The sequence below is a fragment of the Corallococcus llansteffanensis genome, from assembly GCF_003612055.1.
GTDB lineage: Bacteria > Myxococcota > Myxococcia > Myxococcales > Myxococcaceae > Corallococcus > Corallococcus llansteffanensis.
Genome location: NZ_RAWB01000051.1, coordinates 1 through 20,847, shown reverse-complemented (window position 1 = coordinate 20,847; position 20,847 = coordinate 1). Strand labels below are relative to the sequence as shown.

19 protein-coding genes are annotated in these 20,847 nt (G+C 70.2%); 12 read left to right on the top strand and 7 right to left on the bottom strand.

Annotated features, from left to right (window positions below; genetic code table 11):
* Positions 1-48 precede the first annotated feature (48 nt).
* Complete coding sequence (locus tag D7V93_RS07440) at positions 49-1,056, bottom strand: sensor histidine kinase (RefSeq protein ID WP_120642712.1); 1,008 nt, start codon at positions 1,054-1,056, stop codon at positions 49-51.
* 214 nt (positions 1,057-1,270) lie between these two features.
* Between D7V93_RS07440 and D7V93_RS07435 the strand changes: the two genes are divergently transcribed.
* The 9 genes from D7V93_RS07435 to D7V93_RS07395 all read left to right on the top strand — a co-directional run bounded on the left by D7V93_RS07435 (position 1,271) and on the right by D7V93_RS07395 (position 8,285).
* Complete coding sequence (locus D7V93_RS07435; RefSeq protein WP_120642711.1) at positions 1,271-1,645, top strand: response regulator; 375 nt, start codon at positions 1,271-1,273, stop codon at positions 1,643-1,645.
* A gap of 96 nt (positions 1,646-1,741) precedes the next feature.
* Entirely contained in the window at positions 1,742-2,071 is a 330-nt protein-coding gene (locus D7V93_RS07430) for an SCP2 sterol-binding domain-containing protein (protein ID WP_120642710.1), read from the top strand.
* A gap of 114 nt (positions 2,072-2,185) precedes the next feature.
* The gene (locus D7V93_RS07425) at positions 2,186-3,364 is read left to right on the top strand and encodes a CaiB/BaiF CoA transferase family protein (RefSeq protein WP_120642709.1); all 1,179 of its coding nucleotides are present in this window, start codon (positions 2,186-2,188) and stop codon (positions 3,362-3,364) included.
* A gap of 140 nt (positions 3,365-3,504) precedes the next feature.
* The gene (locus D7V93_RS07420; protein ID WP_120642708.1) at positions 3,505-3,801 is read left to right on the top strand and encodes a hypothetical protein; all 297 of its coding nucleotides are present in this window, start codon (positions 3,505-3,507) and stop codon (positions 3,799-3,801) included.
* Positions 3,798-4,760 (top strand): ferritin-like domain-containing protein, encoded by a 963-nt coding sequence (locus D7V93_RS07415; protein ID WP_120642707.1) that lies wholly within the window; start codon positions 3,798-3,800, stop codon positions 4,758-4,760. The genes D7V93_RS07420 and D7V93_RS07415 overlap by 4 nt, the downstream gene beginning before the upstream one ends.
* Positions 4,760-5,125: a holo-ACP synthase gene (locus D7V93_RS07410; protein WP_120642706.1), complete on the top strand. Its 366-nt coding sequence runs from the start codon at positions 4,760-4,762 to the stop codon at positions 5,123-5,125. The genes D7V93_RS07415 and D7V93_RS07410 overlap by 1 nt, the downstream gene beginning before the upstream one ends.
* Positions 5,126-5,155: 30 nt before the next feature.
* The gene (locus D7V93_RS07405) at positions 5,156-5,602 is read left to right on the top strand and encodes an acyl-CoA thioesterase (RefSeq protein WP_120642705.1); all 447 of its coding nucleotides are present in this window, start codon (positions 5,156-5,158) and stop codon (positions 5,600-5,602) included.
* Entirely contained in the window at positions 5,599-6,528 is a 930-nt protein-coding gene (locus tag D7V93_RS07400) for an alpha/beta fold hydrolase (RefSeq protein ID WP_120642704.1), read from the top strand. The genes D7V93_RS07405 and D7V93_RS07400 overlap by 4 nt, the downstream gene beginning before the upstream one ends.
* 38 nt (positions 6,529-6,566) lie before the next feature.
* On the top strand, positions 6,567-8,285 hold the full coding sequence (locus tag D7V93_RS07395) for an AMP-binding protein (protein WP_120642703.1): 1,719 nt from the start codon (positions 6,567-6,569) through the stop codon (positions 8,283-8,285).
* 10 nt (positions 8,286-8,295) lie between these two features.
* Here D7V93_RS07395 and D7V93_RS07390 read toward each other — a convergent pair whose 3' ends face one another.
* From D7V93_RS07390 to D7V93_RS07375, 4 genes are all read right to left on the bottom strand, one after another.
* Complete coding sequence (locus tag D7V93_RS07390) at positions 8,296-9,399, bottom strand: hypothetical protein (protein ID WP_120642702.1); 1,104 nt, start codon at positions 9,397-9,399, stop codon at positions 8,296-8,298.
* A 62-nt stretch (positions 9,400-9,461) separates the two neighbouring features.
* The gene (locus D7V93_RS07385) at positions 9,462-10,037 is read right to left on the bottom strand and encodes a MarR family winged helix-turn-helix transcriptional regulator (RefSeq protein WP_120642701.1); all 576 of its coding nucleotides are present in this window, start codon (positions 10,035-10,037) and stop codon (positions 9,462-9,464) included.
* Positions 10,037-13,195 (bottom strand): efflux RND transporter permease subunit, encoded by a 3,159-nt coding sequence (locus D7V93_RS07380; protein WP_120642700.1) that lies wholly within the window; start codon positions 13,193-13,195, stop codon positions 10,037-10,039. Before D7V93_RS07380 ends, D7V93_RS07385 begins: the two co-directional genes overlap by 1 nt.
* A gap of 52 nt (positions 13,196-13,247) precedes the next feature.
* Complete coding sequence (locus D7V93_RS07375) at positions 13,248-14,348, bottom strand: efflux RND transporter periplasmic adaptor subunit (protein ID WP_120642699.1); 1,101 nt, start codon at positions 14,346-14,348, stop codon at positions 13,248-13,250.
* 324 nt (positions 14,349-14,672) lie between these two features.
* Here D7V93_RS07375 and D7V93_RS07370 point away from each other — a divergent pair, with 324 nt between their 5' ends.
* Positions 14,673-15,812: an acyl-CoA dehydrogenase family protein gene (locus D7V93_RS07370; protein ID WP_120642698.1), complete on the top strand. Its 1,140-nt coding sequence runs from the start codon at positions 14,673-14,675 to the stop codon at positions 15,810-15,812.
* Here D7V93_RS07370 and D7V93_RS07365 read toward each other — a convergent pair whose 3' ends face one another.
* Positions 15,813-16,100 carry a hypothetical protein gene (locus D7V93_RS07365; protein WP_120642697.1) on the bottom strand — a complete coding sequence of 96 codons (288 nt, stop codon included), beginning with the start codon at positions 16,098-16,100 and terminating at the stop codon, positions 15,813-15,815. It lies immediately after the preceding gene.
* Positions 16,101-16,169: 69 nt separating this feature from the next.
* Complete coding sequence (locus D7V93_RS07360) at positions 16,170-16,577, bottom strand: hypothetical protein (protein WP_120642696.1); 408 nt, start codon at positions 16,575-16,577, stop codon at positions 16,170-16,172.
* 81 nt (positions 16,578-16,658) lie between these two features.
* On the opposite strand from D7V93_RS07360, the gene D7V93_RS07355 reads away from it, so the two are divergent.
* Entirely contained in the window at positions 16,659-17,303 is a 645-nt protein-coding gene (locus D7V93_RS07355) for an SAM-dependent methyltransferase (protein ID WP_120642695.1), read from the top strand.
* A 48-nt stretch (positions 17,304-17,351) separates the two neighbouring features.
* Positions 17,352-20,847: MG2 domain-containing protein (locus D7V93_RS47295; RefSeq protein WP_279636857.1), on the top strand; the 3,496-nt coding region annotated here is incomplete at its 3' end.

The window sequence follows — 20,847 nt, the reverse complement described above, 5'->3', positions numbered from 1 at the left end:
GGAGCATAGCGGTGCGAGGTGGGTCGCGCTAGCAACTCCCGCCGTCGCTCACGCCTGCCAGCCCGCTGGCTGCGCGAGTTCCCGGGGGAGCGGCACCGGCAGCGTGAGGAAGAGGGTGCTCCCTCCCGCGTCCGTCTGGGCACCTACCTGTCCGCCATGCGCCTCCACCTCCTGCCGGGCCAGGAAGATGCGCAGCGGATCCTCCAGCTTGCGCTCACGGAACGCCCGCTCCTCGCACTGGAAGACGGCGGAGATGTCCTCGGCGGGCACCGGCGCGCCGTCGCGGCGCACCTCCACCCGCACCTGGTGTCCCAGGCTCGCGGCCCGGACGTGAAGCTCCTCGCCCGGCTGCACGCGCACCAGGTGGTGGTGCACGAAGGCCTCCACCGCGTGCTGGATGCGGCCCGCGTCCACCTCCACGTCGGGCAGGTCCGGCAGCGGATCCAACACCAGCGCGGCGCTGGACGCGGAAGCGGCGGCGCGCATGCGCTCCACCGCCGCGTCCAGGATGGGCAGCAGCGGCTGCCGCTCGCGCTCCACCGCCAGGGCGCCCAGCTCCGCGCGGCTCGAGTCGAAGAAGTCCTGGGCGAAGGCGAGCGAGCGGTCGGCGTTGCGAAGGATGGTCTCCAGGCCGCGCTGGGCCTTGGGCTCCAGGGGCACGCGCCCGTTGAGCAGCAGCGCCGCGTAGGAGCGGATGTTGGCCAGTGAGCCGCGCAGGTCGTGCGACGCGAGCGACAGGTAGCGCACGCGCTCCGCCACGCGCTCGCCGCTCCACGGCACCGGCACCACCCATACCAGCCGTCCGCCGTCCTCCAGCAGCTCCTCGCCCACCATCAGCGCCCGACCCTCTCGCTCCCAGACGCCCCGGCCGTCCTCCCGTCGGTGGAAGCCCGACGCCGTCATCAGCCCTTCGACGCCGTGCGCGGCGACCATGGGGGGCAGTGCCTCCAGGCCCAGGTGCTCGAGCAGCAGGGGACCGAGCAGGCGCGGTGGCCCCTGCCGTGAGAGGAGCACGAGGCCGGGTGCCGCCTCGTTGCCTGCCACTGTCTCCCCCATCCACGTCACGCGGGCCTCCCCCTTCCGGCTGCCAACTTTCAGGTCACCGGAAGGGTGGGCAGTGACTGTCGGTTTTGCAACGGGCTACCGCATGGAGTGGGGTCCTCTTAAATTCTTGCGCCAGATGGTCCGGGGATGATGGAAGATCCGTTCTGGTCGCGGCATCGAGGAGACACCTCTGACCTCGCTCAACGCACAACACACTGGTTCACCCGTGGTTCTCGTCGTCGACGATGATCCTGACATCCTGGAGGCCCTCTCGGAGATCCTGGAGGCCGAGGGGTTCGAGATCCGTCGCGCCCGCAATGGAAAGGAAGCGCTGGAGCGCCTGGAGCCGGATCCGCCGCAGCTCATCCTCCTGGACCTGATGATGCCGGTGATGGACGGCTGGGAGTTCGCCCAGCGCATGCGCCAGAAGCCCGCGATCGCGGCGATTCCGATCATCGTCCTCAGCGCGGATCGCAACGTCGGCAGCAAGGCCAAGGACATTGGCGCGGTGGGCCACCTGGCCAAGCCCTTCGAGCTCAACGACCTGCTGACCATGGTCCGCCACTCCCTCAATCCGGTGGCGGAAACGACGCAGCTCTGAAGCGCGACCGCCTCCCGCCCTTGACCCGCCGGGAGGCCGCCATTACGGTCCGCGAAGACTTGATTCACCAATCAACGTCGAGAAAAGGAGCGAGTCATGGCGACCGCGAAGGACATCATCGAGACCGACATTCCCGCCGTCCTGAAGGAGAAGCCCGAGCTGGCGAAGGACATCAACGCCATCATCCACTTCGACATCTCGGGTGAGGGCGGCGGCAAGTGGACGCTCGATGCCACCAAGGCCGAGGGCTGGGTGTCCGAAGGCATCCAGGGCGCGTCGAAGATGACGGTCACCGTCAGCAACGACGACTTCGTGAAGATCCGTGAGAAGAAGCTGAACGCGCAGATGGCCGCCATGCAGGGCAAGCTCAAGTTCAAGCCGATGGACATGGGCCTCGCCATGAAGCTGGCCAAGCTGCTCGGCTGAGCAAGGAAGCCGGGCCGGTGGTTTCGGCCCGCCTCCTGTCGTGACGGCGGCGCGTTTCCTTCCCCCGGAGACGCGCCGTCCTTCGTTGCATCCTCCCCCTTGGAGTCCCCCCTCATGTCTCCGACGTCATCGCCCCTCGCAGGCCTGCGGGTGCTGGACCTGTCGCGCCTGTTGCCCGGGCCCTACGCGACGCTGGTGCTGGTGGACCTGGGCGCCACCGTGGACAAGGTGGAGGAGCCGGAGGGCGGAGATGCCACGCGCCACATGCCGCCGCAGCGCGACGGCGAGGGCGCGCTCTTCTACGGGCTGCACCGCAACAAGCGCTCGCTGACGCTGAACCTCAAGACTCCGGAGGGCCGCGACGCGCTCTTGCGCCTCATCCCGCACTACGACGTGCTGGTGGAGAGCTTCCGCCCCGGCGTCATGGACAAGCTGGGCGTGGGCGAGTCCGTGCTGCGCGCGAAGCACCCGCGGCTCATCTACTGCGCCATCTCCGGCTACGGCCAGACGGGGCCGGACCGGCTCAAGGCGGGGCATGACCTCAACTACGTCGCCCGGGCGGGGCTGCTGGGCTACGGCGGCGAGGCCGGCGGCGCGCCCGCGTTCCCGGGCGTGCAGGTGGGCGACATCGGCGGGGGCAGCCTCTTCGCGCTGGTGGGCATCCTCGCCGCGCTGCATGAGCGCGAGCGCACGGGCGTGGGCCGCTTCGTGGACGTGTCGATGACGGACGGCGCGCTGGCGTTCCTGCACCTGCACCTGGCCGCTCGCCTGTTCGCGGGCGCGGAGGGCACGCCGCTGACGCGCGGTCGCGAGGCCCTCAACGGCGGCTATCCCAGCTACGGCCTGTACCGCACCGCGGATGACCGCTGGCTCGCGGTGGGCGCGCTGGAGCCCAAGTTCTTCGCCGCGCTGTGCGCCCGCCTGGGCCGCCCGGAGCTGCTGGACGACGCGTACGTGCCCGGAGAGGCCGGAGCGCGCGTGAAGGCGGAGCTGACGCGCATCTTCGGCGCCCAGCCCCTCGCCCACTGGCGCGAGCTGCTGGCCGGCGCGGACCTCTGCGTGGAGCCGGTGGCGGAAGGCGACGAGGTGCTCTCTGACGCGCAGCTCCGCGCCCGGGGCCTCTTCGTGGACGCGGAAGATACGCAGCGCGGCATCCGCGTGACGCACCTGCTCACACCGCTTCGCATGGGAGAAGTCGAGCTGCGCCCCCCTCCCTCGCTTGGTCAGCACTCGCGCGTCATTCTCGAAGAGGCGGGTTTCACCGCCGAGGAAATCTCGCGCCTGGGTGCATGAAGAATCACCGCTTTGCCGGATGTTTCCCGGGAATCTTGTCCTCCTGGGTTGTTGGTTGACAGCAGGGATCGTGCAGTTAGATCGTTTATGGTTTTTGACTGTGAAATCGACTTTCAGGCCCCTGGAAGGAAAGTCAACGCATGCACGACGCGCAGGAGTTGGAGTCCTACATCCGTCGTAAGTTCGCGGAGCACGTGGGTCTGGGGGAAGGCGAGTTGTTCTCTGAGGACCTGACGCTGGCGGAGCTCATCTCCTGCTCCCAGCGGATGACGAACAGCGTGGACCTGATGGAGGCCTTCGCGCGGACGTCGAACGGGCTGCGCAAGGACTATGGCTTGAGGGTGCGGCTGCCGGCGCTGTCGCTCGACACGCCGGTGTCGAAGGTGCTCGCCGTCTTCATGAACGAAGTCCTCAACCCGGAGCGCAAGAGCGCATGAGCATCCAGACGCCCAAGGCGCAGTCGGTGGAAGTGCCCCTGCCGCCGCCCAACGCGGTGGCCGTCGCGGAAGGCCGTCCGGCCATCATGGCGGAGCTTCACGACGCGATTACCCGGCAGGGGTTGTCGCTGGTGGACCTGACGTGGGAGCAGCAGCGGCTGCACGAGTCGCGGCGCTGGAGCGTGGTGGAGATGCTGGGCGCGGTGGACTTCACGCGGCTCTCCGACTCGGACCGCCACCTGGTGTGGAACGCGGGGCGCGCGGAGCTGACGACGAAGCCGGGCGCGGACCGGCTGGAGCGGCTGGCGGACGTGGAGTGCCGGCGGTGGCTGGAGAAGGACCCGACCGTCGCGGCCATCATGCAGGCGTGCGGCACCTGGAGCCGCTACTGGAACGAGGAGGAGGCGCACCACGAGACGGCGTTCAACCGCCTGTCCACGGTGATGCGTCTGGAGCCCGTCTCCAACGCCACCTTCATCGAGTTCCGCAAGGTGTTCCCCGACGACGACATGCTGCGCACGCTGACGCTGCTGGCCATCTCGGAGGTTGTCGCGGCGGTGAACTACGGCCAGTGCGCGGCCATCATCCAGGACCCGGGCCTGCGGGCGCTCTTCAAGCAGGTGGCCGCGGATGAGATCCAGCACATGACGTACTTCATCTCCTTCGCCAAGGCGCTGGTGGACAGCGGCGCGTACAAGGCGAAGGAGGCCTTCGCGGTGGCGCACCTGTTCCTGCGCGACGGCGGCGAGGTGCACGGCAGCAAGCGCGAGCGGGTGGAGGCGCGCGGCACCCACGTCAACTGGTGGGACCACCTGGAGCACCGCGAGGGCATGTACACGCCGGATGCGCTGCACAAGAAGGAGCAGCTCATCTTCCACGCGCTCAAGCGCATCACCGGCATCACCGTGGACTCTCGCGAGGGCGTCGAAGACACCTGGATGGACCTCGTCGGGTGTTGATGGGCCTGGGCCATGACCTCCAGTCAGTCGCGGAGCTGGAGGCCGCGAAGGGGCTGCTCGAACCGGACGTGTTCTTCACCCCGGCGGAGCTCGCGCGCATCTCCCGCGCGCCGTCTCCGCTGGAGAGTCTGGCCGCGGGCTTCTGCGCGAAGGAGGCCCTCTTCAAGGCGCTGCCCCTCATCGACGGGTGGTTCTGGACGGACGCAGAGCTGCTCCACGACGCGCGGCATGCGCCCCGCTTCCAGTTCCACGGCCTGCTCGCGGAGCACCTGACGCGTGAGGGCTGGCAGGTCGCAGTGTCCCTGTCCCACAGCGGCGGCTTCGTCTCGGCGGTGGTCGTCGTGACGACCGCGCCCCGCTCCTGACCGTCTCCCCGCGCCGCGAGGATGTCCGCCGTGCATTTCGAAGAAACCTCCCTGACGCTGCGCGTGCGCCCCAACGACCTGGACAGCCTGGGGCACGTGAACAACGCCACCGCGCTGGAGTACCTGGAGGCCGGGCGCTGGGGCTGGCTGGAGCGGCACGGGCTGTCGCGTGGCGGAGCGGTGGTGGCGGTGGTGTCGCGCGTGGAGGTGGACTACCGCCGCGAGGTTCCGCCCGGCGACGTGGTAGTGCGCACGGTGCTGGAGTCACCCGCCGCGGATGAGCTGGACGAGGACGGCCTCAACTACCGCGCGCGCTTCCGCCAGCAGGTGTTCCTGGGGGAGGGTGGCCCCCTCGCCGTGGAGGCCGTCGTGAGCGTGGCCTTCCTGGACGCGGCGGCCCGGTCGCTCGCGTCGTTGCAGCAGTTCCTCGCGGCCGCGCGCGGTGGCGCGGTGGCCTCCCGGGAGTCCTCCTCATGAGCCTCGATGCCAGCCCGAGCGCCGAAGCCGCGCCCGCCCCTCAGGACTTCTGGGTCCCCACGTCCGGGGACCACGCGCTGCACGTCACGGAGCTTCGGCCGGCCTCCTCCGCGAGCGGCGCCACGCCCGGTGTCATCTTCGTGCCGGGCCTGTTCTCCGACGGCCGGTTCTTCCTGGGGAGCCAGGCGGACGGGCCCGCGCGCTTCTTCGTGGACGCGGGCTGCGTGGCCTACGTCGCGTCGCTGCGGGGACACGGCAAGAGCCGCTGGCCGGCGCGGCGCGCCTGGGACTGGAGCTTCGACACGTACGTGCGCCACGACCTGCCGGACCTGGTGCGGGCCGTGCGCGCGCGCCACACGGGGCCGCTGTTCCTGCTGGCCCACAGCATGGCCGGGTACGCGGCGCTGGCGGCGCTGGGGCTCGCCCCGGACGCGCAGGCGATGCTGGCGGGCGTGTGCACGCTGTCGTCGGCGGTGAATGACTACAGCGACGGCGGGATGAAGAAGCGCGTGCAGCTGGGGTTCTCCTCCGCGGTGGCGGGGCTGCTGGGGCGCTTCCCGGCGAAGGCGCTGAAGCAGGGGCCGTGGGACGAGCCCGCGGGGGTGATGCGGCAGTTCACCGACTGGGCCCCCACGGGCGCCTTCCGCAGCGCGGACGGCGCGACGGACTACTGGAAGGCGCTGGGCCAGGTGACGCTGCCCGTGTTCGCGGGCGTGGGCGCGGCGGACGTGTTCCATGCGTCGCCCCGCCGCGCGGAGAAGCTGGTGGCGCACCTGGGCAGCGCGCGCAAGCAGCTCGTCGTCCTGGGCCGGGCGCAGGGGTTGAGCTGGGACGCGGGCCACTTCGACGTGGTGCGCGGCGAGCGCGCGCGCCAGGAGGTGCTGCCGCGGGTGTTGTCGTGGATGCAGGACGCCGTGAAGTCGTAGGGACGCTTGAAGTCGTAGCGCCGGAGGAGGGGAATCACGTGCTTGCGATCATCCAGAGGCTGGAGTCGGTGGAGCCGCGCCGGGGCCTGTTCCTGTACGACGACTTCGTCGGGCCGCCCACGTTCGTGCCGTACCGGGAGTTCCCCGAGCGGGTGGCCGCGCATGCGGATCACTTCCGCGCCCAGGGCGTGCGGCCCGGTGACCGCGTCGTGCTCCCCTTCGAGACCTCCGTGTCCGCCATCTTCTCCTTCCTGGGGTTGATGGAGCTGGGCGCGCTGCCCCTGTCGGTGAAGCCGTACATCCTGAGCACGCCCAAGGGGCCCTACCGGGACTTCCTCGCGCGCATCAGCGAGCGCTACGGCGCCCCGCGGGTGCTGGACATGCCGAGCCTGTCGGGACTGGAGCTGTCGCTGACCCGGCTGCCCCTGCCGCCGGAGGGCGTGAAGCGCGCGGGCGCGCGGTTGCGCGAGGTGGCGCCCGACGAGCTGGCGTTCGTGCAGTTCTCCTCGGGGTCGACGTCGTTCCCCAAGGGCGTGCCCATCACGCAGCACAACCTGCTGGCCAACCTGCGGATGATCGCCCAGCACGACCGGCGCACGCCCGAGGACCGGGTGACGAGCTGGCTGCCGCTCTACCACGACATGGGGCTCATCGGCGGGCTGCTCAGCTGCTTCACGGTGGGCAATGATCTGCTGCTGTCGCAGCCGGCGACCTTCCTGATGGATCCGCTCGGCTGGTTCGAACAGATCTCCGCGGAGAAGGTCATGGGGTCGGTCATCCCCAACTTCGCCATCGACTACGCGCTCAAGACGCTCAAGGACCTGGACGCGGAGGACCTGAAGCGGCTGGACCTGTCGCGCGTGCGCAGCATCTACCTGGGCAGCGAGCCCATCAACATCCCCAACCTCCAGCACTTCCTCCAGGTGCTGGCGCCCTGTGGCCTGCGGCGCGATGTGTTCATGCCCTGCTACGGCATGGCGGAGACGGTGCTGCTGGTCGCGAGCACTGCGCCGTGCCAGGAGCTGCGCGTGGTGACCGCGCCCAACGGCCAGCCCGCCATCTCCGTGGGGCGGCCGCTGTCGGAGTTCGAGGTGCGGCTGCGCTCCGAGGACAAGCGGGTGTGCGGCGAAGGGGAGATGGGCGAGGTGGAGCTGCGCGGCGGAAGCCTCGCGCCGTCGTACTTCCAGGATGACCGTCCCCTGCGCGGCGAGGACGGCTTCTATGCAACGGGCGACCTGGGCTTCCAACTGGGCGGCGAGCTCTTCATCACCGGGCGGATCAACGACCGCATCAAGGTGAACGGCCAGAGCTTCTTCTCCGCCGACTTCGAGCAGGCCGTGGAGCGGCTGCCCTTCATCCGCCCGGGGCGCTCCGCCGTCATCCAGGTGCAGGGCCGCCTCGTCGTGATGGCGGAGGTGAACCACCCGTCCGCGCTGGAGCGACTGGAGGAGAGCCGCAAGCAGGTCTGCCAGTCGGTGCTGGAGACGGTGGGCGTGACGCTGGCGGAAAAGGACGTGCTCTTCATCCGCTACGGCCAGCTCCAGAAGACGAGCAGCGGCAAGCTCCAACGCCGCGCCATCACCGAGGCATATGAGCAGGGCCGCATCCGCACCGTGAGTCCTATGGAGCTGCGCGCGGACCTGCTGAGAATGCGCGCCCAGCGGCTCGTCTGGGGCTCGGTGCTCGTCGCCCGTCAGCGCGGCCGCCAGTGGATGGCGAGGCTGCGCCCGAAGGGGAGCCGCTCGGACGGCACCTGACGGCCCCGGCTCACTTCGCGCTGGGGGCGGCCCACAGGTCCCAGCCGCGCGCCGCGTGGCACGCGTCGCCCACCAGGTCCAGGGCGAGCTGGGGCTCCTTGAGGGCGAGGGCCGCGGTGTCGCGGAAGGCGCCGGTGGCCTCCAGCCGCAAGGTGGCGCGCTCCAGCGCGGCGCGGGCCTCCACCACGGCGCGGGCCTGCGCGGGAGTGGGCTTCCAGCCCGTCTCGTCCCGGTAGCGCCCGAGCGCCTCCAGCCAGTGGCCGTAGAACTTCACCATCTGCACCAGCACCGGGATGCGGAACGCGGGCGCGGCGACGAGCGCGGCCTCGTACTGCCGGCCCTCCGAGCCCAGCCGGTACACCAGCACGTCCACCTGCGTGTCCAGCCGCGCGCCCCACGCCTTGCGCACCGACGGGAAGCGGGCCCAGCCCGCGACGGCCTGGAAGAAGTGGAGCCCGCCGCACGGGTGCGCGTAGATGCCCTGCTTGTTCTTGGGCACCTCCGGGCGGCCGGCCTTCATGCCCGCGGCGAGCTCCGCGTCGGCGGCCTCCAGCGTGCCCAGCGCGGCGTCCATGACCGCGTCGATGCGCACCGTCTCGCCCGCGCCGTTCTGGAACGAGCCCCCGGGCTTGAGCACGTGGGAGAGCGCGTCCAATGCCCACGCCCCCTCCGGAGAGGTGGCGAGCGCGGGCCGGAAGTCCTGTTGCAGCGACGCCACCAGCTCGCGCAGCGTCACCGGTCCCCAGGCGGCGGGGAAGGCGTGCGACAGCGGATGGCCGGCGAGCAGGAAGGTCTTCACCTGGAGCGCCGGGTGCGGCTCCACGGGCGTGCCGTCCGGAGCGAACGCGTCGAAGTAGAAGCGCGCAGGACGCCCGGCGTCCGCCGCCTCGCGGCGGAGGAACCCGGCGACGATGGCGTCCGCGGCGGGGCGGCCGTCGCGGGCGCGGAAGGCCTTCCCATCCAGGTCCATGCCGTGCGCGAGCGCCCAGGGGTTGCGCGGATCCGCGGCGTGCGTGCGGCACTGCGCGTGGAGCACCGCGGACGCGTTCGGAGTGGGGGAGGGTGAAGCAGCGCTCAGGGCAAGCCCGAGCAGGGCCACGGAAGGGGAGAGCATGGGCGCGGGCCAGTGTCGCAGCCCGCGCCCTTCCGCGCATCTCCGAGCCTCTTCCGAGCCTCTCAGCGCGCCGGGCGCGCGCCCTTCATGCGGACGACGATGCGCTCGATGATGCCGAAGAGCGACTCGCGGTCCTGGGGCTCCATCAGCTCCATCAGGCGGCGCACGCCCGCGTCCGTCATCAGCTGGATGGCCTTGTAGATCTCACAGCCCTGGGTGGTGAGCTTCGCGGTGACGGCGCGGCGATCCTCCGCGTCCCGGCCCCGCTCCACCATCCCCATGTCCTCCAGCCGGTCCACCACGCCGGTGATGGTCTTCTTGGTGATGCCGATGCGCTGGGCGAGCACCCCCACCTGGGTGGGACCGTCCATCCCCAACCAGCCCAGGGCGTGCACCTGGGTGGGGGTCAGCCGCATGTCGTCACAGAGGCTCGCCAGCGGATCCCTCAAGGAGCGGAAGTAGGCCACCTGCTTGAGGAGTTCGATGAAGCGGCGGGAGTCCGGCGTGGACTGGTCTCCCTCCTGGAGGAGTCGGTCCATCGCGGAGGGCTCCGGCAGCAGCTCCTCGGTGGGCTCGTCCGCCGCCTCGGAGCGGGCTTCCAGCTCCGAGGGCGGGGTGATGGCAGTGGGTCTGCGCATCAGGCCGTCTCCACTCGGGCCGCCGCGGCCGCCGCCTCCCGCTCCCGGTCCTGGTTGCCGGGCATGTCGTGCGAGGTACCGGAGCCACCCGCGAAGCCGGGATCCTTGCCCTTGCCGCGGCTGAAGCGGGAGGAGAGCTGATCCAGCAGCGAGTACACCACCGGCACCACGCCCAGCGTGAGGAACGTGGAGGTGATGAGGCCGCCGATGATGGTGATGGCCATGGGCGCGCGCGTCTCCGCGCCGTCGCCCTTCGCGATCGCCACCGGGATCATGCCGGCGATCATCGCGATGGTCGTCATCAGGATGGGACGCAGACGGACCGGCGCGGCCTCCAGCAGGGCTTCGTGCGCCGTGCGGCCCTTCTCACGCACCTGGAGGGTGAAGTCGACCAGGAGGATGCCGTTCTTCACCACCAGACCCATGAGCATGATGACGCCGATGAGGGCGAACATGGACATGTACTGCCCGGTGATGAGCAGGCCACCAATCGCTCCGATGAAGGCGAAGGGCAGCGACAGCATGATGGTGAAGGGGTGGATGAGGCTTTCGAACTGGGCCGCGAGGATCATGTAGATGAGGACGATGCCCAGGAGCAGCGCGGTGCCGAACGCGGCCACCGACTTGCCCAGCTCCTTCGCGTTGCCTTCCAGCTCGCCGGAGACGCTCTTGGGCAGGTCCTTGGCGGCGTAGCCCTGCAGGTAGGTGATGGCGTCGGAGAGCGCGTACCCGGAGGCCAGGTTGGCCAGCATGGTGATCTGCCGCTTCTGCGCCTGCCGGTCGATCTGCACCGGGCCTTCCGCGGGGACGATCTTCGCCAGGTTGCGCAGCTCCACCAGCTGTCCGTTGGGGGCGCGCACGGCGAGCTGGCCGAGGGCGTCCGCGGACGCGAGCGTCTCCGGCGTCAGGCGCAGCTTCACCTCGTACGTCTCACCGCCCTCGCGGTAGTCGAGCACCTTGTCGCGACCCAGGTAGGCGCGCAGCGTGGCGCCCAGGGACGCGGCCGGCACGCCCAGCGTGGCCGCGCGCTCGCGGTCCACCTGCACGTCGTACTGCGGCTTGCCGGAGCGGTACGTCATGTCCACGTCGGTGAGGCCCGGGTTCTTCAGCATCACCTGGCGCATCTTCTCCGCGGACTCCGTCAGCTCCTTCCAGTTGTCGCCGCGCAGGTTGAACTGCACCTGCTGCGTCCGGTTGCCACCGCCGGAGACGGCCGCCACGTCCTGCACCGACAGGGACACGCCCTTGGGCGCCTTGATGTGCTCGCGCACGTAGCTCTTCAGCTCGCTCTGCTTGAAGGCGCGGTCCTTCACGGCGGAGAGGTTGATGAGCACCTCGCCCTTGTGGACCTCCTCCTGCACGCCGCCGCCAGCGGTGGTGAACGTGGAGGTGACGCCCGGGATGGCGCGCACCTGCGCGGCCAGCGTGTCCAGCTGCGCCTGGGTCTCGTGGATGGTGGAGCCGATGGGCAGCTCCACCGCGAGCTTGATGTTGCCGTTGTCCTGTTCCGGGATGAACGTGAACTTGAGGAACCGGGCCATGCCGAAGGTCGCGAAGAGGACCAGCACCGCCACGACCATCGTCACCGCGCGGTGCCGGAGGATGGCGCCCAGCATGCGCCGGTAGCCGGACTCCAGACCCACGAGCACCTTCTCCACCTTCGCGGAGATGCCCGTCGGGTGCGCGTGCTCGCGCAAGAGGCGCGAGGACAGCATGGGGGTGAGCGTCATCGACACCACGTAGGAGATGAGCGTCGCCACCGCCACCGTGACACCGAACTGGTAGAAGAACTTGCCGATCATGCCGTCCATGAAGGCCACCGGGATGAACACCGCCACGATGGCCAGCGTCACCGCGAGCACCGCGAGGGCAATCTGTCCGGCGCCCTCCAGCGCGGCCTGCATGGGCGTGGCGCCCTCTTCCATGTGACGCACGATGTTCTCGATGACCACGATGGCGTCGTCGATGAGCAGACCGATGGACAAGGTCAGCGCCAGCATCGTGATCATGTTGAACGTGAAGCCCAGCGCCGCCATCACCGCGAACGTGCCCACGACGGACACCGGCAGCGCGATGGCCGCCACGAACGTGGAGCGCAGGTTGCGCAGGAACACGAGCACGATGAGCACGGCGAGAACGCCGCCCAGGATGAGGTCCTCCTGCACCGCGTGGATGGACGAGCGGATGAACCGCGCGTTGTCCGTCACGGTCTCCACCTGCACGCCCGCGGGCATCGTCTTGTTGATCTCCTCGAGCGACTCCTTCACCAGGTCCGCCACCTGCACGGTGTTGGAGCCGGACTGCTTGCGCACCACCATGGCCACGGCGCTGCGCTCGCCGCTCTTCGCCGCCGAGCGCTGCTCCGCGGGGCCGTCCACCACCTCCGCGATGTCGCGCACGCGGATGGGCGAGCCGCCCGCGCTGGTGATGATGATGTTGCGGATGTCCTCCACGCTCTTCGCCTCGGAGGTGAGGCGCACCACGCGCTCACGGCCGCTGTCCGTGCTGCGGCCACCGGGGACGTCCAGGCTCTGGGCCTTGAGGGCCTGGCTGACGTCGCTGATGGCCAGGCCGTAGCCGCGCAGCCGCTGCGGGTCCACCACGAGCTGGATCTCCCGCTCGCGGCCACCGACGATGTCGATGCTGCCCACGCCCGGCTGACGCTGCAGCGCGGGCTTCACGATGTCATCCGCGATGCGGGTCAGCTCGTCCACGGGCAGGGGGCCCGCGAGCGCCAGGGTGATGATGGGGGCCGCGCCGATGTCGAACTTCTCCACGACGGGGGTCTCCACCTCGTCGGGCAGCTTGCTCAGCGTGGCCTGGACGCGGTCACGCACGTCCTGCGCGGCGAGGTCCACCTTGGTGGACAGCTTGAACTGGACGACGACCTGCGAAACGCTCTCCAGGTTGATGGAGCGCAGCGTGTCCACGCCGTTGAGCGTGTTGAGCGCCTCCTCCAGCGGGTCGGAGACGTTCTTCTCCATGGACTCCGGGTCCGCGCCCGGCAGCACCGTCGTCACCGTGACGACGGGGAAGTCCACGTCGGGGAATTGATCCACGCCGATGCGCGGATAGGCGAACACGCCGAACACCACCACCGCCAGCATCAGCATGGCGGTGAAGATGGGCCGTGAAATGAAGGTCTTGAGCGGACTCATTCAGGTACCTGAAAGGAAAGAGGAGGGGCGGAGGACCGGCGTTCCCGTCGCGCTACTGCGCGACGCGCACCGCGGTCCCGTCCTTGACGTCCAGCGAGGCGTCGGCGAGCACGCGCTCCTCCGCCGTGAGGCCCTGCAGCACCTTCACGTAGCCCGGCAGCACCCGCTGCACGCGCACGTCGCGCTTGCGCACGGTGCCGTCCTGCACCACCCACACGAAGCCGTCCTGGCCCTTGCTGCTGACCGCCTGGGAGGGCAGGAACAGGCCGTTGCCCGTGTCGCCCGCGGCCTTGGAGAAGTCCATCTCCACGAGCGCGCCCGGGCGCAGCGGGCGGTCCGTCTTGCCCGTCACGTCCGCCAGCACCTCCACCGTGCGGCTCTGCGCGTCGATGACGGCGCCCACGTTGGCGACCTTCGCCTCGAAGCGCATGCCGCTGGGGTTGACGGTGCCCGGCGTCACGGTGCCCACCGACACGTTGTCGATGACCGACTCCGGCACCATCATCCGGATCTCCAGCCCGTCCGCGTCCACGATGGAGAACACCGGCGTCGAGGGCGTCATCGCCACCGAGTCACCCACGTTCTTCGTGCGCGCGGTGATGACACCGTCGAACGGCGCGGTGATGGAGTGGTCGCGCAGGTTCTCCTCCGCGAGCCGCAGCGCCGCCCCCGCCTGGGCCGCCTGTGCCGTCGCCTGCTTCAGGGCGATTTCGGACTGCTCCAGCGCGTTGGCCGCGACGCCGCCGGACTCCGCCACCTTGCGGGTGCGCTCCAGCGTGCTCGTGGCCAGCTGCAGCGCCGCGTCCGCCATGTCCTTCGCCGCGCGGGACTGCTCCACCGCGATGCGCACGTTGGACGTGTCCAGCACCGCCAGCACGTCGCCCTTCTTCACCTTGTCGCCCACCCGCACGTTCACCTTCGCGAGCGTGCCCGTGGCGGACGGCCCCAGCGTGGCCTCCTGCTTGGAGCGCACCTGGCCGGTGACGCGGGTCACGTTCGCCTCCAGCTCCGTGGCCGGCGTGATCGCCTTGACGCCCAGCGCGCTGGCCCCTTCCGTCTGGGTCGGCAGCTGCGCCTTCTCCGCCCCCGCCTTCGAGCACCCTGCCGTCGACACCGCAACGGCCACCACGGCAGCCAAGATTCGCTGATTCACGCGTCCGAACTCCTGCCGGCTGTCCGGCGGAAGACCCGCCCGGATACCTGCCCCGGCTGATATTCTTTGTGGCCTAGAAATTACCGACACTCGATTATCTGTCAAGAGGATACTCCGCAAAGCGGACTATCTACCTGCGTGGCGGCCTTCGTGCCTGCCTGGCTGCCCTGGGGGGCTCCAACACCCGGGCCAGCGCAATGCGTCACGACGTGGTGGGGTGGCGCGCGGGAAGGGACGGGAGGCGTCGCTTGTCGCTGACAGGGGCCGCCTGTTATTGACTCGCGAGTCAATCCACCACCGGGGCACCCCCCTCAAGGACCAGCGATGCTCAACCCGTTCACCGAGGAGCACGAGGCGTTTCGCAAGACGGTGCGCACCTTCGTGGAGAAGGAGATGGCGCCGTACGGACTGGAGTGGGACCGCGCGGGCATCTTCCCCCGCGAGCTCTTCAAGAAGTGCGGCGAGCTGGGCTTCCTGGGCATCAACCACGACCCGAAGTTCGGCGGCAGCGGCCTGGACTACTGGTACGTGACGGCGTTCGCGGAGGAGCTGAGCCGCAGCCGCAACGCGGGCGTGAACATGGCGCTGCTGGTGCAGAGCCAGATGGCCACGCCCATCATCAACGAGATTGGAACGGACGAGCAGAAGCGCGAGTTCCTGGAGCCGGCGCTCAAGGGCGAGCGCATCGCCGCCCTGGGCGTGAGCGAGCCGGGGTGCGGCTCGGACGTGGCGAGCATCAAGACGACGGCGCGCAGGGACGGCGACGACTACGTCATCAACGGCTCCAAGATGTGGATCACCAACGGCACGCGCGCGGACTTCATCACGCTGGCGGTGCGCACGGGTGAGCAGGGCTACGGCGGCATCTCGCTCGTCACGTTCCCCACGGACGTGAAGGGGTTTGGCGTCTCCAAGAAGCTGGACAAGGTGGGCAACCTGTCCTCGGACACGGCCATCCTCTACTTCGAGGACTGCCGCATCCCGGCGCGCTACGTGCTGGGCGAGGAGAACCAGGGCTTCTACCACGTGATGACGAACTTCCAGGGCGAGCGCCTGGTGGGGGCCATCACCACGGTGGGCGGCATGGACCGGATGCTGGAGGACGCCATCCAGTACGGCAGCGAGCGCGAGGCGTTTGGCCGGCCGCTCATCAAGTTCCAGGTGTGGCGCCACAAGTTCGTGGAGCACCTGGCGGCGGTGGAGGCGGCGCGGCGGCTGACCTACCACGCGGTGGACCTCTTCGACCGGGGCGAGAACCCGGTGAAGGAGGTCTCCATGGCGAAGCTGTTCGCGGGCGACCTGGCGCAGCGCGTGGCCTACGACTGCCAGCAGTTCTTCGGCGGCATGGGCTACATCGAGGAGACGCCCATCGCGCGGATGTGGCGGGACGTGCGGCTCATCACCATCGGCGGCGGCACGTCCGAGGTGATGAAGGAGATCATCTCCAAGCTGTACGGCTTCTAGCTACTTCTTGCGGAAGAGGGACTCCGCGGCGCTGAGCAGCGCGTCGCGGGAGTCCTTCACGTGCAGGCCGCCTTCGCCCAGCTGGAACAGCTCGCAGAAGTTGGCGGCGTCCTTGTCGCGGGGCACCTCCGCGAAGGGCTCCTTGCATTCCTTGGCCACGGACAAGTCAAAGTGCCGGCAGTTGCGGCACGAGCGCAGGTCCTCGTCACAGCCAGGGCACGCGTCGTTGCGGCCCACCTGGTTGGCGATGATGTCGAGCGTGCGTCCGCAGTGCGCGCAGCCGGGCATGGCGGTCCTCCCCGTGGATCAGAAACCGGGGAAGCATCCTGCCAGAGTCCCGGCGTGGGGCAGGAGCCTTCAGCGCTGGACGCTGGGCGCGAACGTCGGGGCGGAGAGCGAGGAGGCCTCCTGGGTCCGGCGCAGCTCGCCCGTGGCGTCCAGCAACTGGTCGTCCAGCCGCTTGAGCAGGAACAGGACGTAGGCGGACAGGGCCGACAGGACGGAGGCCATGATGCCCAGCAGCATGCCGCGCTGCCAGCGGTGGGCCCGCTCCATCACGCCGCGCCGCTCCTTGAACGACTTGAGCTGCGCGTCCACGGACGTGCCGTCCAGCTTCTGGGCGAAGTCGGTGGCCTGGGCGCTGCCCCGGGCCAGCAGCCAGCGGCCTTCGGCCTGGAGTGACTCGGCGCGCGAGTAGCAGAACGCCGCCCCCCCGGCGAAGAGCAGGGAGACGCACAACGCCGCTGTCACGCTCCGGGTGCCCATGCCACCAACCCTCCGGAAAGTCCGTTGGCGCGACCACCGACACCGGCCGCGACTGCTCCGGCTTTCCGAAGACAGTAGCGGATGCTAGGGACGGCTTCTGACATGGGCAAGTCCTACCGTCCTAAAGACCACTATTTCCAGAAAGCCAAGCAAGAGGGCCTGCGTGCGCGATCCGCGTTCAAGGTCGATGAGATCCTCAAGCGCTTTCCCACGTCCGTCAAAAAGGGCGCGGCGGTGCTGGACCTGGGCGCGGCGCCGGGAGGGTTCCTCCAGATTCTCGTGGACGCGGTGGGCGTCTCCGGGCGCGTCATCGGCGTGGACATCGTCGCCATCCGCCCGTTTTCCCAGAAGCAGGTAACGACGGCGGTGCTGGACGTGCTGGCGGACGACTTCGACGCGAAGCTGGCCGCGCTGTACGACGGGCCCTACGACGCGGTCATTTCGGACATGGCGCCCAAGACGTCCGGCATCAAGGGCACGGACGAGGCGCGCAGCCTGCGGCTCGCGGGCAAGGCGCTGGAGGTGGCCGCCGCGCGGGGCAGGGCGGGGGGCACCTTCGTGGCGAAGGTCTTCATGGGCGGCGACTTCGAGGCCTTCCGCGACGACGTGCGCAAGCTCTACGAAGAGGTGAAGGTGGTGCGTCCGGAGGCCACGCGCGGCGCCAGCATGGAGGTCTACGTGGTGGGGCTGCGGCGCCGGGCCCCCGAAGCGCCCGTCGCTTCCTGAGGACAGAAGGGACCGCGAGGGCCGCGGGCGGCGTCTAGAGTGCCGCCCATGTTTGAACTCCCGCGCCCGCGTGCGCTCGCCGTCCTCTGGTGCCTGCTGTCGTTGGTGGTGCTGCCCGCGTCCGCGCGGGCCCAGACGAAGTCCCCGCCGTCGTGGAAGGCGCTCGACGCGCTCGTCGAGGACGGCAAGGTGGAGGAGGCCGCGCGCGGCGTCGAAGCCCGGCTGACGGCGGCGAAGGCGAAGCGCGACGCGGACGAGTGGACGCGAGCGCTCGTGCGCACGGTGCAGCTGCGCACCCAGCTCCACGGCTACGAGACGGCGGTGCGCTTCCTGCGCGAGCAGCCGTGGCCCGACGACGCGCGGCAGCGGGCAACGCTGAACCTCTTCTACGCGGCGGTGCTCACCCGCTACGTGGACGCCTACCGCTATGAGATTGGCCGGCGTGAGCAGGTGGTGTCCCAGGGCCCGGTGGACCTGAAGGCCTGGACGAAGGATCAGCTCCTCGCGGAGGTCCAGCGCGCGCATGCCGCCGTCTGGGCGCTGCGCCAGGACCTGGGCACGCAGCCGGTGACGGCGCTGGGTGAGTACCTCCAGGCGAACACGTACCCGGAGGGCATCCGCTCCACGCTGCGCGACGCGGTGACGTACCTGTGGGTGGGCGTGCTGGCGCGGTCGGATCTGTGGCGGCCGGAGCACGAGCTGGAGGTGTTCCGGCTGGACGTGGGACCGCTGCTGGAGGGCACCCCGAAGGTGGAGCTGACGGACACGGCCGTGCATCCGCTGACGAAGGTGGCGGCGCTGCTGGGGGACCTGGAGGCGTGGCACCTGGGCGCGGGCCGGCGCGAGGCGGCGCTGGAGGCGCGGCTGCGGCGCTACGAGGTCCTGGCCTCGGCATTCACGGAGGACGCTGATCGCCTGCGGGTGCGTGAGCACCTGGCCGCGCACCTGAAGGGCTTCCGGGACGTGGCCTGGTGGTCCATGGGGCAGCGGCAGCTCGCGGACATGGAGGCGGTCGCGGGTCACCCCGTGACGGCGCACGCGCTGGCGAAGGCCTGCGCGGAGGCATGGCCGAAGTCGTTGGGCGGGGAGCGCTGCGGCTCCCTGGTGGCGGAGCTGGAGTCGCCACAGCTGCAGGCCCTGGGGATGGAGGCGGACGGGCCGGGCAAGCGCTCCATCCAGGTGCGGCACCGCAACATCCCGAAGGTCTTCTTCCGGGCCTTCGCGCTGGACGTGGAGGCGCGGCTCGCGAAGCCCCCCGTGGACCTGTCGCTCATCGCCTACGGCCCGGAGGTCCGGCGCAGCCTGGACACGCGCAAGGCCGACGCGGCCTGGAGCACGGCGCTGCCCTCCACCCCCGACTTCCAGGTGCACACGACGTACGTGACGCCGCCCGCGCTCGCCCCCGGCGTGTACGTCATCGTCCTGTCCTCCCGCGAGGACTTCCGGGAGAAGGACAACAAGATCATCTCGATGCCCATCTCGGTGACGCCGTGGGTTGTGGTGGCCCGGCGGGACGGTTCGCGCCGCGTGGAGGTGCGCGTGGTGGACGGCGCGACCGGCGCGGCCGTGCCGGAGGTGGAGGTGCGGCTCGTCACGCCGGACTACCAGAAGCGCAGCTTCGGCACCGTCACCCGCCGCACCGATGCCCGCGGTGAGCTCACGGTCGAAGCGCGGCCGGGGACGTATCAGAACCTGATGCTGGTGCTGGGACGGGGTCGGAGCCTGATGGTGTATCCGGGCTCGTTCTTCCTCGCGCCCGAGCACCGCTCGCCGCCGGTGGATCAGGCCCTGGTCTACACCGACCGCGCGGTGTACCGGCCGCAGCAGAAGCTGCTCTGGAAGGTGGTGTCCTTCCGGCCGGAGCAGGACTCGAAGCGCTACCAGGTCCTGCCAGATGCGGTGGTGAAGGTGACGCTCGTCGACCCCAATGGCCAGGTGGTGGAGACGCGCGACGCGCGCACCAACACGTTCGGTTCGGTGTCGGGCGAGTTCACGATTCCCACGGGCCGGCCGCTGGGCGGGTGGTACGTGCGGACGAGCCCGTCGGGCGCGGCGTCCGTGCGGGTGGAGGAGTACAAGCGGCCCACCTTCGAGGTGTCGCTGAAGGACGCGCCCGAGGCGCTCCGGCTCAACCGCCCCGCCACGTTCAAGGGCGAGGCGCGCTACTACTTCGGCCTGCCGGTGACGGCTGGCAAGGTGAAGTGGCGCGTGTCGCGTGAGCCGGTGCTGCCGGCGTGGTGGTACTGGGAGCGCATCCCCACGCGCTCGCGACTGGTGGCCTCCGGTTCGGCGTCGCTGGGCGAGGACGGCGGCTTCTCCGTGACGTTCACCCCGGAGGCGGATGAGCGGATGGCGAAGACGCCGGGGCTGACGTGGCGCTACCGCGTGGAGGCGGACCTGACGGACGAGGGCGGCGAGACGCGCTCGGCGAGCCGCGCGTTCCGCCTGGGCTTCGTCGCGGTGGAGGGCCGCGTGGAGTCCGACACGGGCTTCTTCCGCGAGGATCAACCCGCGCAGGTGCGGCTGCTGCGCTCGAACCTGGACGGCGCGCCCCAGGCAGGGCCCGGTCGCTGGCGGCTCGTCGCCCTGAAGCAGCCCGCACGTCCGCTGATGCCGTCGGAGGAGCCCGTCCGCGTGCCCCTTCCGCTGGAGGGCGCGGAGCGCCGGGAGTGGACGCCCACGCCGGGGGATGCGCTCAAGCCCCGCTGGGAGGCGGACTTCGAGGTGGCGGAGACGCTGCGGTACTGGGAGGACGGCGCGGAGCTGGCCCAGTCAGCCGTCACGCACGACGCGCAGGGCATGGCGCCCGTGAAGCTGCCGGCGCTGCGCGCGGGGGCCTACCGCCTGCGCTACGAGACGACGGATGCCTTCGGCCAGAAGGCATCCGCCCAGTACGACTTCGTGGTGGCGGGCGCGAAGGCACCGGTGGCCCTGCCGGCGATGCTGCTGGTGGAGCGGTCCTCGGTGCGCGTGGGCGAGGTGGCGCGGCTGGTGGTGACGTCCGGCTTCGAGGGCCAGCCGCTGGTGCTGGACCTGTACCAGGGCCGCCAGCGCATCGAGCAGCGCGTGCTGACGGCAGGGCAGGGGCGGGCCGTGGTGGAGATCCCGGTGACGGAGGCCCTGCGCGGTGGGTTCACGGCGTCGCTCTCCGTGGTGCGCGACTGGCAGCACGTGGGCTTCACGCAGACGCTGTCCGTGCCCTTCGACGACAAGGAGCTGTCGCTGGAGTTCGCCACGTTCCGCGACACGCTGCGGCCCGGCGCGAAGGAGACCTTCCGGGTGACGGTGAAGGGGCCCCGGGGCGCGAAGCTGGAGGCCGGGGCCGCGGAGCTGCTCGCGTACATGTACGATCAGTCGCTGGACCTCTTCGGGCCGCACACGCCGCCCCAGGTGGCGCAGCTCTATCCGCAGCAGTCGTCGGCGCCGGAGACCCTGTCGTCCGCGAAGGGCTACAGCAGCGACTGGATCTCCGACGACCTCCGCGGCGTCCGGGAGGTGCCGGAGCCCCGGGAGGATCAGCTCAAGTTCGAGGACGGGTACGGGC